Source organism: Streptomyces mutabilis (genome assembly GCF_014649815.1).
Classification (GTDB): domain Bacteria; phylum Actinomycetota; class Actinomycetes; order Streptomycetales; family Streptomycetaceae; genus Streptomyces; species Streptomyces mutabilis.
Window position 1 is genome coordinate 64061 of sequence record NZ_BMTT01000005.1, and the last position, 13629, is coordinate 77689.

The window sequence follows — 13629 nt, forward strand, 5'->3', positions numbered from 1 at the left end:
GGCTACCGGCGGCTGCGCACCAGCAGGTACAGGAAGTACGGTGTGCCGATGACCGCCGTCATGAGCCCCGCGCCGAGCTGGGCCGGCGCGATCACCGTGCGGCCGATCAGGTCGGCCGCGCACACCAGCGTCGCGCCGAGGAGGAGCGCGACCGGCACCACCCGCACGTGCCGACGGCCCACGAGAGCGCGGGCAGCGTGCGGGGCGACGAGCCCGACGAACCCGATGGTGCCCGCGCACGCCACGGCCGTCGAGCTCAGTACGACGCTCAGCACCAGGAACCCGAGGCGCCCCGGCGCCAGCCGCAGGCCGAGCAGCCGCGGGGTGTCCTCGTCCAGCGAGACCAGGTCCAGCTCGGTGCGCCGGGCGACCGCTACACCGATGCCGACGGCCAGCGCCAGCGCGACCGGCACCACGTCCGGCATGGTCCGTCCGTAGGTCGAACCCGACAGCCAGGTCAGGGCCTTGGTGGCGTTGAACGGATCGGTGACCACGATCAGCAGGCTGATCAGCGCCGCCGACCCGGAGGCCACGCCGATGCCGACGAGGACCAGCCGGTTCTGCTGGAAGCCGCCCCGGGCGGCGAGCCCGAAGACCACGACCGCGGTGATCGCCGACCCGGCGAACGCCGCACCGGCGACGCCCCAGGTACCGGCGACGGGCGCGGTGGTCACCAGGATCACGGCACCCAGCGCGCCACCGCCGGTGACGCCCAGGACGCTCGGTTCCGCGAGCGGGTTGCGGGTCACGGCCTGCACCAGCGTGCCGGCCAGGGCGAGCGCCGCACCCGCGCCGAGCGCGGCGAGCACCCGCGGCACCCGCGTGTCCAGGACGAAGGACACGGTCCGCCCGGCCCGCCCCTGCGCCCAGTTGACCACGTCACCGAGCAGCAGCTTGCTGTCGCCCACCAGCACGGCGGCGATCACCAGACCGACCAGGACGACGACCAGCACGGCCACGGTGACCAGGAAGACCGCACGGCTCGGGGTGCGCAGCCGGTCGGGAGCCCCGGCCCCGGCGGTGTCCCGCAGCCGCAGCGCCATCACGACCAGGAACACGGCACCGACCAGGCTGGTCACGACGCCCGTGGGGACGGCAACCGAGAGGTCGTCGGCGACGAGCGTCCGCAGCAGCACGTCCGAGCCGAGGACCAGGGCCGCGCCGGTCAGCGCCGCCGCGGGCAGGACGGCACTGGAACGCGCGTAGCCGCGGAAACGCCGCGCAAGCGGGCGGACCAGGGCGGGGGCGCACAGGCCGACGAAGCCGATCGGCCCGGCGAGCGTGACCGCGGCGGCCGACAGCAGCGCCGCCAGGACGACGACCGTGACCCGGGTGGCCCGGACCGGGACGCCCAGCCCGCGTGCGGCGTCGTCGCCGAGGGCGAGCGCGTCCACCCGGCGGGCCGTCAGCAGCAGCCCGACGAGCCCGACGATCGCGATGGGCAGCATCTGCAGGACGCCGTCGAAGCCGTTCTGGCCGATGCTGCCCTGGTTCCACTGGTAGAGGCCCTCGGTCTGCTCGGGGAAGAGCAGCAGCAGGCCCTCGGTCATGGAGTGCAGGCCCAGCATCAGCGCCGTGCCCGCGAGCACCAGCCGGACGGTGCCCGTGCCGAGCCCGGACAGACCGAGCACGACGGCCGCGGCCGCCAGGCCGCCGAGGAAGGCGACGCCTGAGGAGGCGACCATCGGCAGGGAGAGGCCGGTGGCGCCGACCAGCCCGAGCGCCAGGTAGGAACCCGCGTTCACGGCCAGGGTGTCGGGTGAGGCCAGCACGTTGCGGCTGACCGCCTGGAGCACGGCGCCGGCCATGCCGAGCACGGCGCCGACCAGCAGGCCCGCGGTCATCCGGGGGAGGCGGGAGGCGACGACGACGGAGGAGTCGCCCGCGTGGGCCCGCCCGGTGAGGGCCCGCCACACCTCGGAGGGGCCGACGGCGGCGGTGCCCTGGGTGACGTCGACGACGGCGAGGACGGCGACGAGCAGGACGAGTCCGGCCGTCACCGCGGCCGCACCCGACCGGGGCGTGGGAGCCGTCGAGGGACGGGCAGCGGGTTCGGTTGCGGTGACGGCCATGACCTCGCTACTTCGTCAGTGCGCCGACGACGGAGTCGATGTACGCCTCCATCGATCCGGGGCCACCGAACATCCAGATCCCGTCGTCGAGCCGGTGGACGTCGCCGGCTACGACGAACGGCAGGGACTTCCACACCGAGTTCTTGGTGAGGGCACCGGTGAACGGGGTGCTGTTCTTGTCCTCGTCGTTGGCGATGTAGGCGAACTGGACGTCCTTCGGCAGGGCGGTCAGGCCCTCGACGTCGGTGGCGCCGAGACCGTAGGCCTCGTCGCCCTTCACCTTCCAGGCGTTTGCCAGGCCGATCGCCTCGTTGACCTCACCGAGGAGCGAGGTGGCGGTGTAGGGACGGATCGAGACCTGGTTGGAGGTCACGTAGCCGTCGGCGAAGGCGATCTCCTCGCCGGTTATCCCGGCGTCGGCCAGGGCCTTCTTGCCCTCGGCGACCTTCGCCTCGAAGCCCTCGCGGACGGCCTCGGCCTTGTCCTCGGTACCGGTGGCCTTGGCGATGAGGTCGACGTTCTTCAGCATCTGGCCGATCTGGTCGGCGTCGTCCGTGGACTTCACCTCCAGCACCGGGGCGACCTCGCGCATCTGCTTCACGGCCGCCGGCGGCAGGTCCGTGGTGGCGACGATGAGGTCGGGGGCGAGGGAGGCGACGGTGTCCATGCTCGGCTCGCCGCGGGTGCCGATGTCCTTGGGGTCACCCGTCAGCGGAAATGCTTTGTTCCACGTCCTGTAGCCCTTGACGTCCGCGACACCCGCCGGCTGGATACCGAGGGCGAGGAGGCTCTCCACCACGTTCCACTCGGTGGCGACGACCTTGGTGGCCGGGCCGTCGAGCTTCACCTCGGCGCCCTTGCCGTCCTTGAGCGTGATGGCCTCGGAGGCCTTCTTCTCGGACTTGTCGGCGGCGGGTTCGGTGGTGCCGCAGGCGGCAAGGGTGAGCGCCGCGGCGGTGGCGGCGGCCGCGGTGAGCAGGAGGCGTCTCATGAGGTGGTGCCGAGCCTTTCGGTTCGTATGTGGTGGCGGCCGATCGGGCGGGTGCGCAGCCGGCCGGTGAGGGGGTCGGTGTCGACGTCGATCCGGATGCCGTAGACGGCACTCAGGCGTTCCGGCGTCAGTACGTCCTCGGGCAGCCCGTCGGCGACGATCCGGCCCGCTTCGAGAAGCGTGATCCGGTCGGCGACGGCCGCCGCCTGGTCGAGGTCGTGCAGGACGACGCCGACGGCGATGCCGTGGTCGTCGGCCAGGTCACGGATGAGGTCGAGCAGTTCCACCTGGTAGCGCAGGTCGAGATAGGTGGTGGGTTCGTCCAGGAGCAGTACGCCGGTCTCCTGGGCGAGGCAGCTCGCCAGCCAGACCCGCTGCAACTGCCCGCCCGACAGGTGATCGGCGCCGCGGTCGGCCAGGGCGTCGACGCCGGTGAGCGCGAGCGCCCGGTCCACGGCGGCCGGGCCCTCCGGATCGGGGCGGCCCCAGCGTCCCCGGTACGGGTACCGGCCGAAGTCGACGACGTCCCGCACGGTCAGCCCGCCCGGCGTCGGGCGACCCTGCGTCAGCAGGGCGACGTACCGCGAGAACTCACGGGACGTCAGGGCGAGGCCGTCCGTGTCGCCGTCGATGCTGAGCGTGGCACTGCGGGCCCGCTGCAACCGGGCGACGGTCCGCAGCAGCGTCGACTTCCCGCTGCCGTTGGGACCCACCAGGACGGTCACTTCACCGGGCCTGAGCCTGACGGCCGCGCCGTGCACGACATCGACACCGTCGTAGGCCACGGTCACGTCCGTGGCCGACAGTTCGTGTCCGCGCAGGCGTGGGCTGTCGGTTGTGTCTTCACCGGATCTCACGTGGCGAAGGTTAGCCTAACCTAAGAAGCGCTGATAGAGGCGGGGGTCACACGGCGCAGGAGCCGAACGCGCCCGCCTCTTGCCCCGTGCTCGACTGCGGTCTCAACTCGCCTGCCACGAATTGGGCTTCCACAGGCCCGCCCGGTTCAGGGACTGCGGGCAGTGGAGATAGATCTCGTCGATCTTCAGGAGGAGCGCCAGATCCGGACGCAGACCGTCTCGCGTCATCGCGTCGAAGAAGGGCGCGTCGGTGAGGACGCGGGCCCGGCCGTTGACCCGCAGTACCTGCTTGCCGCCGGGGACCAGGTAGAGCAGCCCGGCGTGCGGGTTGTCGAGGATGTTGTGGAAGCTGTCCCCCCGCCGGTTCCCCGGCCGGTCCGGCACGACGACGGTGGCGGGGTCGAGCACGTGGGTGAAGCCGGGGGCGTCGCCGCGCGGTGAGACGTCGCAGTTGCCCCGGGCGTCGGAGGTGGCCAGCAGGCAGAAGGGGGAGCGGGCCAGGATGCTGAGGTCGTCGTCGGTGAGCCGCTCGTGCACCTTGTCGATGACGACGGGCCAGGGCTCGCCGAGCCGTTCGCGCAGCTCGGCGTGGGAGCCGAGTTCCGACCAGCCCTCTTCACCGGTGGTGTCCGGCCGGCCCCCGGCCGTGTCGATGGTGTGTGGCAAGGCCGGCTCCCGGGTCCGTGCGGGCCGGAAGGGTGTGCTGCTCCCGGCGGGTAGTTGCACGCGCAACATTATCGGGTACTGGCTTCACCTCCGAGGGCACCGTCAGAAGGCGTACCGGATGCGCAGCCAGGGCGCGTGCGCTGCCACCAGCGCCCGGACCCGCGCCACCGCGTCGGCCTTGACGCCGACCCGGTAGCGCACGTTCAGCGCGCCGTTCTCGGAGCGCTTGGCCTGCTGGAGGTCCGGCCGCCACAGGACTTCCTCGGCGCGCGGATGCCAGCCCAGGTTGACCTCGTGCAGCTCCCGGTTGTGCGTCAGCATGATCACCTCGGCGGCGGCCTGCCGCTTGACCCGGTCCGGCAGCACGTCGTCGAGGTGCCGGAGCAGTTCCGTCCAGGCCTCCTCCCAGCCCGGCCGCACGACCACGGGGGAGAGGTTGAAGTGCACCTCGTACCCGGCGTCCAGGAAGTCGGCCGCCGCGGCGATGCGCTCGGCGACCGGCGAGGTGCGCACGTCCAGCAGCCGGGAGTCGTCCGGCGGCATCAGCGAGAAGCGGACGCGGGTGCGGCCGCGAGGATCGAGGGCGAGCAGGTCGGGATTGACGAACTTGGTGGCGAAGGACGCCTTGGCCGTCGGCCACTGCCGGAAGGCGTGCACCAGGTCGGCGGTGTTGTCGCAGATCAGGGCGTCCACCGAGCAGTCGCCGTTCTCGCCGACGTCGTACACCCAGGCCTCGGGGTCGCACTGGTTCGGCTCCGGCTTGGGGCCCTGCCGGGCGATGTGCCGTCCGAGGTGGGCGATGATCCGGTCGATGTTGGTGAAGACGGTGACGGGGTTGGCGTACCCCTTGCGCCGGGGTACGTAGCAGTAGGCGCAGGCCATCGCGCACCCGTTGGAGGCGCCCGGTGCGATCCAGTCCGCCGACCGGCCGTTGGGACGGGTGGTCAGCGTCTTCTTCTCGCCCAGCACCAGCGTCTCACCCTTGATCCGCACCCAGCGCTCCACATTGCCCTCGTTGCCGTGCAGGCCGGGGATGCGCCAGTGGGAGTCCACCTCGACGACACGGGCGTCGGGGAACCGGGCGAGGACCTGCCGGCCGCGCGCGGACGCGGCCGCCGCCGGTTCGGCGTGAATCTCCCGGACGGGCAGCAGGCGGCGCGCAGCGGGGGAGTCCCGGAAGAGCGGCCCGGCGGGCGGGGCCGCCGACGGGCCGGGCGTCAGGGCGTCGAGGCCGAACAGGGTGCCGGAGCCGTCGTCCGGTGCGGTGGACGGGTCGCGCATGAGGGCTCCCGGGCGAGGGGACGGGCAGGGACCGGGCGGCGGTGCCGCGGTCCTCGTCCTTCCACTGTACGGAGCGCGCGCCCTTTCGGCCGTGTCACGGCTCCCGTCGGGGGCATACGCGAGGCACGGCACCGCCCCGGTGCCCCCGATCGAAGGGATGTACACCGTGCTCGCCATCATCGCGGCGGTTCTGTTCCTCCTCGCCTGGCTGATCAACGCGGCGGAGATCTCGACCAACGACATCTTCACCTCTACCAACGTCATGCTCATCGGCCTCGCCCTGCTGGCCCTGCACGTCGCCGGCATCGGCAGTGGCTGGGCGGCGCGCGGCCGTCGCCGCTGAGCCCCCGCCCCCCCGCCCCCTCGCCCCCGTCAGGGGATGCGCGCCACGCCCGCGTAGATGCCGCTCTCCTCCGGCGCGGGCGGCTCCTGGCCCTCGCCGTACCACTCGGTGGCCGTGACCAGGCCCGGCGGCAGCAGTTCCAGCCCGTCGAAGAAGCGGGCCACCTCCGCCCGCGTACGGAAGCCGAGCCGGATGCCGCCCTTGGCGTACTGGGCGATCACCAGCTCCGCCAGCTCGGGGAAGAGGTCGATCGCGGCGTGCGAGAGGACCAGGTGACTGCCCGAGGGCAGGGTCTCGACCATTTCGCGCACGATGCCGTGGGCGTCCTGCTCGTCCGGGACGAAGTGCATCAGGGCGATCAGCGACAACGCCACCGGCCGGTCGAAGTCCAGGATCTCGCGGGCGTGCCGCACGATCTCGTCCGGCTCGCGCACATCGGCCTGGATGTAGTCCGTGGCCCCCTCGGGACTGCTGACCAGCAGCGCCTCCGCGTGCCTCAGGACGATCGGGTCGTTGTCCGCGTAGACGACCCTGGCCGCCGGCACCGTCCGCTGGACGATCTGGTGGAGGTTGGGCTCGGTGGGGATGCCCGTGCCGATGTCCAGGAACTGGTCGACGCCCCGGGCGGCGAGGTGCGCCACCGCGCGGTTCATGAACGCGCGGTTCTGGCGTGCCGCGTCCCGCGCCTCGGGAGGCAGCGTCTCGCCCACCGCCTCGTCGACCGGGTAGTTGTCCTTGCCGCCCAGCAGCCAGTCGTAGACCCGCGCCGGGTGGGCCCGGCCGGTGTCGATCCGAGGGAGCTGGGGATGGTCCGTCGTCATGGCAGGCTCCGTGGTCCGGGAGGTGACGCTCGCCGCGATTTCGATCATCGTACTGCTCTGTGCGGAGGCGCCATGTGCCCCGACGACAGCGGAAGTTGAGGATCCCTCCCGGGTCAGGCGGCGCCCCGGCGAACGGTGCGCGGTGGACGGTACGACCACTCCCGGTCGGCGTCGGTGATCTCGCGGATCATTCGTGCCGGGGACCCAGCGACCACCACCATGGGCGGCACGTGCGCCGTGACGACGCTGCCCGCGCCGATCACCGAGCCCCGGCCGATGGTGATCCCGGGCATGATCTGGGCGCCCGACCCGACCCACACGTCGTCCTCGATGCGCACCGGCGCCGAGAACTGCGTGCCGTCCCGGCGCAGGTCCGGGTGGACGGGATGCCCGGTGGTGCTGACGGTCACGTGCGGGGCGAACATCACCCGGTCCCCGACGAAGACCTCGACGTCGTCGACGAGCGTGAGCCCGAAGTTGGCGTACACGTCGTCGCCCAGGTGCACCCGGTTGCCGTACGCCACGTGCAGCGGCGGCTCGATCCACACGCCCGTGCCGAGGGAGGCGAACAGTTCCTTCAACAGCGCCCGGCGGCCCTCCTCGTCGCGGGCGCCGGTGCGGTTGTAGGCGTCGGCCAGCTCCTTGCCCCGCGTCCGCTCCTCCGCCAGGCCCTCCAGACCGGGCGCGCCGTCCGCGTACAGCTCGTGCGCCGCCATCCTGCGGCGTACGTCGAGTTCGCGGGGATCGGTGGTCATGCCGTCTCCTTCTGTTCGTACGGGGGCCGGGGCCCCGTCCGCACTCCCGGTGGCCGTGCGTACGGGGCCCTACCGGCGGCAGGGATCAGCCGGCGGACACGTCGGTCACCGACCAGCGCTGGTTCGCGCCGGAGTTCGGTGGCCAGGTGGTGACGGCCGCCCCCTCGTGCGTCGCCTGGCCGCCGACTTCGAGCAGGCGGCCGGTGGCGGCGTTGACCAGGGTCCAGGTGCCGTCACCGGTGGTCGACATGATCCACTCGGTGGCCCTGTCACGCCTGCCGGTGTCGGGTTCGGCGACCGGGACGTCGTTCCGCACGGCCAGCCGTGTGCCGTCCTGCGGGTTCGTGAAGACGTAGCGGTCGCGGACGCCGGCGTCGTGACGCACCGCGCTCAGCCGCCACTGCCGGGCGCTCGTGCCGTCTCCCGCGCCGAGGACCAGGCTCCTGCCGTCGTCCGCCACGGTGACGGCCTTGCCGCTCTGCACGCCGGTCAGCGTGTAGCTGTGGCCCTTGCGGAGCAGGTGGGCGTCCTTGGCGACGCCCGAGACGCCCTTGATCTCGAAGGAGGTCACGGACTGTGCGGGCACGGTGAAGGTGGCCGCGCGGTCGCTCACCCTGATCGGGGACCGCTTCTCCAGCTTGCCGTCCGCGCTGGTCACGACCGGGGTGACGGTGGCCCTGCGGCTGACGTCGCGGAACTTCGACAGGTCGATGGTGACCGTGCGGGCCTCGGTGGCGCGGTTGACGTGGACGAGTGAGGCGCCCTTGCCGTCGCGGGTGACGGCGGCGGCGCTGGAGGTGTCGTCGGTTTTGATCAGCCGGTCGCCGGGCTTGATGAAGTGGGTGAAGTTGCGGGCGGTGTCGAACTTGGTGTTGGTCCGGATCGGGCAGGTCTCGAGTGTGTCCTCGGCGGTGCAGTCGAACGGGATCTGTATGCTGCCCCAGTTGCCGCCCTTGTCGGACTCGCCGCCGGGCTTCATGTTGTCGTAGTCCTCGACGGGCTGCCAGAACACCCAGGCACGGGGCTCCAGTTCGCGCAGGTCGTCGACGATGTGCTGGGCGAGGCCGAGGCCGGGCCGCATGTCCTCGAAGTCCTGGCCGTCGCCCCAGTCGCCGCCGACCTCGCTCATCCACAGCGGCTTGTCCGCCGCCTTGGCGAGGTCCCGCACGGTGGTGCGCTGTCCGGTGCCGTAGGTGTGGACGTTCATCTGGTCGACGAGGGCGCGGTCGGCGGAGGAGTAGGCGCTCCAGTTCCGCGCGAAGGTACCGGGGTTGGTCTCGTCCATCGCCGAGATGTCGGCTTCGACCTTCGCCGTCTTCAGCGCGGGGGCGAGGGCCTGGAGGACCCGGCGCTGGAGCTCGGGACCCATGTGGGCCCCCTCCTGCCGGCCGCCGACGGGTTCGCCGTCCGCGCCCAGCCGCGTTCCCCAGTAGGGCGTGTTTGGCTCGTTGAACGGGTCGACGGTGTCGACCTCGATGCCCTCGGCCTGCTCCAGCCGTTTCGTCGCACCCGCCAGATAGGCGGCGAAGTCGTCGACCGACTCGGTCTTCAGCTGGTCGGCGGAGGAGTCGAAACCGCCGGAGACGTAACCGCTGACGGTCATGAACCAGGGCGGGGAGTTGCTGAACGTCTCCCAGTGGTCGATGTCGTCCTTGATCCGCTCCACCCACCAGCGCTGGGGGGCGTCGGCGTCCTCGTTCCAGTCGGCCGGGTCGTCGGCGCTCCACCAGTCGGTGTCCTCGCGGGTGGTGTCGGCGGGGGCCTTCCACCAGCCCTCGACGGCGCCCCCGGCGCGCAGGTAGTCCTCGACGTCCGGCGCGTTGCCGCCGCCGATGTTGTAGCGGGCGATGTTCAGACCCAGACCCTCGTCGTCGAAGAGGAGCCGGGCCAGCCGCTCGCGGATCTCGGGCGGGTAGTCACCGGTGGCGTTGGCGAACCAGACCAGGCTGGTGCCCCACCCCTCGAACTCCTCCTGCTGGTAAGACGGGTCCGGCCGCACGGTGACGGAGGCGGCGGCGGAGGCGGTGGCGGAGACCGGTCCGGCCTGGGCGGGTACGCCGATCAGGCCGGCGCCCGTGGCCAGTGCGGTCAGGACGGCGCCCGTGAGGAGGCGTCTGCTGCGGGTACGGCGTGCCATCGTGTGCTCCCAACTGGAGGGTGTGGACGCTGCGGTGGCCCCTGCCGCCCGGCTCGGGGCAGCGGGGACGGCCCCGGAGCGGACGCGTGCCGCTCCGGGGAGAAGAGGGGGTGGTCGCGGGGGTGGTACGCCCTCAGTCGGTGGGCGTGCGCAGGACGGCGACGCCTCGACCCGCGAGGACCACGGCGTCCTCCTCGCCGGTGTCGCCCACCAGGACCTCTCCGGTGAGCCCCGGGACGGTCACGGTCTCGTCGGTCCGGTTGACCAGGAACAGGAACCGTCCGCCCGGGCCGCGGCGCACGGTGGCCTCGACCCGGCCGCGCGCCTCGGCGGGCAGGTCGCTCGTCACGCCGGCCGGCTCCAGCAGCCCCGGCAGCAGGGACGCGAGCCCCTCGGCGCCGAGCCGGGTGGAGACGTAGGCGGCCGATCCGCGGCCCGTCGGGCGCCGGGTGACGGCCGGACGGCCCGCGTGGACCCCGCTGCGGTAGTGGGCCAGGACCTCGGTCTCCGGCGCGGTCACGGAGATCCGGTCGGTCCACAGACCGCCGGTGCCCGCGCCGTCCAGCTCCACCGTCTCACCGGCGGCCAGCGGGCCGAACTCCTCGATGCGGATGCCGAGCAGGTCCCGCAGGGCGCCCGGGTAGCCGCCGAGCCACACGTGGTCGTTCTCGTCGACGATGCCGGAGAAGTACGTGGTGACCAGGTGCCCGCCCTGCTCCGCGTACCGGGTGAGGTCCTTGGCCAGCTCGGCCGGCACCAGGTGCAGCACGGGCGCGATCACCACCCGGTGACGGCTCAGGTCGGCACCGGTGGGGACCACGTCGGCGCGGATGCCGAGGGTGAGCAGTGCCGAGTACCAGTCCAGTGCCTCCCGGTGGTAGTCGAGCAGCGAGGTGGGGTGCGAGTCCTGCTCGCTCGCCCACCACGACTCCCAGTCGAAGAGGATGCCGACCTCGGCGGGCTCCCGCTCGGCACCGGCGACCGGCGCCAGCGTCTTCAGCGTGTCGCCCAGCGCGGTGACCGCGCGGAACAGGTCGCTGTCCGCGCCGGCGTGCGGGACCATCGCAGAGTGGTACTTCTCGGCGCCCGCCGCCGACTGACGCCACTGGAAGAAGCAGACCGCGTCGGCGCCGTGCGCTACGTGCGTCAGCGAGTCCCGGGCCAGCTCGCCCGGCTTCTTGGCGAGGTTGACGGGCTGCCAGTTCACGGCGCTGGTGGAGTGCTCCATCAGGAACCAGGGCCGGCCGCCCGCGATGCCGCTGGTGAGGTTCGCCGAGAACGACAGCTCGTCGCGGTCCCGGGGGCTCGGCACCACGTAGTGGTCGTTGGCGACGAAGTCCACCTCGGCGGCCCAGTCCGCGTAGTTCATGCCTTTGGTGCCGGGCATCACCATGAAGTTGGTGGTGACGGGGACGTCGGGCGTGAGTTCACGCAGGATCTCGCGCTCCGCGCGCAGGTGGTCCTTGAGGGCGTCCGACGAGAAGCGCTTGAAGTCGAGCTGCTGCGTCGGGTTCGGGTGGGAGGCGGCCAGCCGCGGCGGCAGGATCTGCTCCCAGTCGCTGTAGCGCTGCGACCAGAACGCCGTGCCCCAGGCGTGGTTGAGGGCGTCCAGGGTGGCGTACCGCCCGCGCAGCCAGACCCGGAAGGCGCGCGCCGCGTCGTCGGAGTAGTCGTAGACGTTGTGGCAGCCCAGTTCGTTGTTGACGTGCCAGGCGACCAGGGCCGGGTGGCCGGCGTAGCGGGTCGCCAGCTCGCGGACCAGGCGCAGGGCGTGCTCGCGGAAGACCGGTGAGGTCGGGCGCCAGTGCTGGCGGGCTCCCGGCCACAGGGTCTCCCCGCGGTCGGTGACCGGAAGGATCTCCGGGTGCGCGGCGCTCAGCCACGGCGGGGGAGAGGCGGTGGCGGTGGCCAGGTCGACGCCCACGCCGTTGTGGTGCAGCAGGTCCATGACGTCGTCGAGCCAGCCGAAGTCCCAGGCGTCCGGGCCCGGCTGGAGGCGGGCCCAGGAGAAGATGCCCACGGAGACGACGTTGACGCCGGCCTGGCGCATCAGCCGCACGTCCTCCTCCCACACCTCCCTGGGCCACTGCTCGGGGTTGTAGTCGGCGCCGAAGGCGAGACGGGGGGCGGGCGCGCCGTCCGGCCCGCGGCGAAGGCGGGACAGGAGGGTGGAGATCATGGCGGTCCTTCCGGTGTGGTGCGTGCGGTACGGGGGTGGCGGTGCGTGTCGCGCGCCGCCACCCGCGGGCCGCCGCATCGTGTGCTGCGTCAGCTGCTGCTCGGCTACTTCTCGACGGTGAAGCCCTGCTCGGTGCCGTACTTGACCGACGCCTCCTGCCAGGACCTCAGGCCCTCGCTCAACGTGGTGTCCGAGACGTAGGCCTTGCCGACGGTGTCGTTGAAGATCGAGTTGGCGTACACCTGGTAGGGCAGGTACGACCAGTCGTCGGCGACGTTCGCGGCCGACTCGGCGAAGATCTTGTTGGCCTTCTGGCCGCCGAAGTAGGGGAAAGCGGTGTCCTGGAACTCCGTGGACCGCAGGTCCGCCGTGGTCGCCGGGAAGGCGCCGTTGTCCAGGCGGGTCTGCACGCCGTCGCCGGCGTTGGCGTACTCGACGAAGGCGTACGCCAGTGCCTCGTTCCTGCCCAGCTCCGGCAGGGCCAGCGCGCTGCCGCCGTTCTCCGCGCTCGCCTGGGCTCCCGCGGTCCACTGCGGCAGCGGGGCGACACGCCAGTCACCGGCGGCGTCCTTCACGCCCGAGGCGAGGTTGGCGGGCATCCAGGCGCCGGTGACGAGCGTCGCGATGGTGCCGTCGCCGAGGCCCTTGTACCAGTCGTCGGTCCAGTTGGTGACGGGGGCGAGCAGCTTCTCGTCGATGAGCTTCTGCCAGGTGTCGGTGAACGTCTTCGCGCCCTGGTCGGAGAAGTCGACCTTCACCTTGGTGCCGTCGACCGTGTAGGGGCGCGAACCGGCCTGCCAGAGCATGCTGGTGGCGAACCCGGCGTCGCCGGCGTCGGCGGTGATGTACGCCTTCGGGTCGGCCTTGCGCAGTTCGCGGGCGGCGTCCAGGTACTCGGCCCAGGTGGTGGGAACCTCGATGTCGTACTCGTCGAATACCTTCTCGTTGTAGAACAGCGCCATCGGACCGGAGTCCATCGGCAGGGCGTAAACGCCGTCGCCGCCGGCCTTCACACCGTTCCACGGGCCGGGGGAGAACGTGCCGGAGAGCTTGTCGGCGCCGAAGCCCTTGAGGTCGGTGAGCTGCTCGGTCAGCGCGTACTGGCCCATCGCGTAGTACTCGATCTGCGCGACGTCGGGGACGCCCTTCTTCGCCGATATGGCGTTCTGCAGCGCCGTGTACTGGTCCGCGTTGGTGCCCGCGTTGACGAGGTTCACCTTCACGCCGGGGTGCTTCTTCTCGAAGTCGGCGGCGACCTGCTTCAGCGTGGGCTCCCACGCCCAGACCGTGAGGGTGCCTCCCTCCTTCAGGGCGGCCTGGATGTCCTCCTGGGAGACCGCCTTCCGGCTCGACCCCCCGTCGTCCGAACCGCAGGCGGTCGCCCCCAGGGCGAGGGCGCAGACGAGGCCGATGCCGCGCAGCAGGCGGCGCGAGTGCTTGTGCATGGGCGAGCTTCCACTTCTTCGTGGGCCGGGACCGGCACCGTTGTGGGTCGGAGGGCAGGGACGGACAGGACGGACGGGCAGG

At 72.0% G+C, this 13629-nt stretch carries 11 protein-coding genes; 1 reads left to right on the forward strand and 10 read right to left on the reverse strand.

From position 1 onward, the window contains the following. Nucleotides 1-2: 2 nt before the first annotated feature. The 5 genes from IE142_RS13205 to IE142_RS13225 form a co-directional block, all read right to left on the reverse strand. On the reverse strand, nucleotides 3-2072 hold the full coding sequence (locus IE142_RS13205; protein WP_191885931.1) for an iron ABC transporter permease: 2070 nt from the start codon (nucleotides 2070-2072) through the stop codon (nucleotides 3-5). A 7-nt stretch (nucleotides 2073-2079) separates the two neighbouring features. Beyond that, the gene (locus IE142_RS13210; RefSeq protein WP_191885932.1) at nucleotides 2080-3063 is read right to left on the reverse strand and encodes an ABC transporter substrate-binding protein; all 984 of its coding nucleotides are present in this window, start codon (nucleotides 3061-3063) and stop codon (nucleotides 2080-2082) included. Continuing rightward, the gene (locus IE142_RS13215; RefSeq protein WP_191885933.1) at nucleotides 3060-3920 is read right to left on the reverse strand and encodes an ABC transporter ATP-binding protein; all 861 of its coding nucleotides are present in this window, start codon (nucleotides 3918-3920) and stop codon (nucleotides 3060-3062) included. Before IE142_RS13215 ends, IE142_RS13210 begins: the two co-directional genes overlap by 4 nt. Before the next feature lie 102 nt (nucleotides 3921-4022). Beyond that, the gene (locus tag IE142_RS13220) at nucleotides 4023-4586 is read right to left on the reverse strand and encodes an MSMEG_1061 family FMN-dependent PPOX-type flavoprotein (RefSeq protein ID WP_229830430.1); all 564 of its coding nucleotides are present in this window, start codon (nucleotides 4584-4586) and stop codon (nucleotides 4023-4025) included. Nucleotides 4587-4688: 102 nt separating this feature from the next. Beyond that, complete coding sequence (locus IE142_RS13225; protein ID WP_043376343.1) at nucleotides 4689-5867, reverse strand: spore photoproduct lyase family protein; 1179 nt, start codon at nucleotides 5865-5867, stop codon at nucleotides 4689-4691. Between the two features lie 157 nt (nucleotides 5868-6024). Between IE142_RS13225 and IE142_RS13230 the strand changes: the two genes are divergently transcribed. Continuing rightward, a complete protein-coding gene (locus IE142_RS13230) occupies nucleotides 6025-6210 on the forward strand; it encodes a hypothetical protein (RefSeq protein WP_043376345.1) in 186 nt (61 codons plus the stop codon). Nucleotides 6211-6239: 29 nt separating this feature from the next. On the opposite strand, the gene IE142_RS13235 is transcribed toward IE142_RS13230, so the two are convergent. From IE142_RS13235 to IE142_RS13255, 5 genes are all read right to left on the reverse strand, one after another. After that, the gene (locus tag IE142_RS13235; RefSeq protein WP_191885935.1) at nucleotides 6240-7031 is read right to left on the reverse strand and encodes an SAM-dependent methyltransferase; all 792 of its coding nucleotides are present in this window, start codon (nucleotides 7029-7031) and stop codon (nucleotides 6240-6242) included. A gap of 113 nt (nucleotides 7032-7144) precedes the next feature. Continuing rightward, nucleotides 7145-7786 (reverse strand): sugar O-acetyltransferase, encoded by a 642-nt coding sequence (locus tag IE142_RS13240; RefSeq protein WP_191885936.1) that lies wholly within the window; start codon nucleotides 7784-7786, stop codon nucleotides 7145-7147. Between the two features lie 85 nt (nucleotides 7787-7871). Next, nucleotides 7872-9923 (reverse strand): RICIN domain-containing protein, encoded by a 2052-nt coding sequence (locus tag IE142_RS13245; protein ID WP_191885937.1) that lies wholly within the window; start codon nucleotides 9921-9923, stop codon nucleotides 7872-7874. 133 nt (nucleotides 9924-10056) lie between these two features. Next, complete coding sequence (locus tag IE142_RS13250; protein WP_191885938.1) at nucleotides 10057-12102, reverse strand: beta-galactosidase; 2046 nt, start codon at nucleotides 12100-12102, stop codon at nucleotides 10057-10059. A 104-nt stretch (nucleotides 12103-12206) separates the two neighbouring features. Continuing rightward, entirely contained in the window at nucleotides 12207-13547 is a 1341-nt protein-coding gene (locus IE142_RS13255; RefSeq protein WP_191885939.1) for an ABC transporter substrate-binding protein, read from the reverse strand. Nucleotides 13548-13629: the final 82 nt, after the last annotated feature.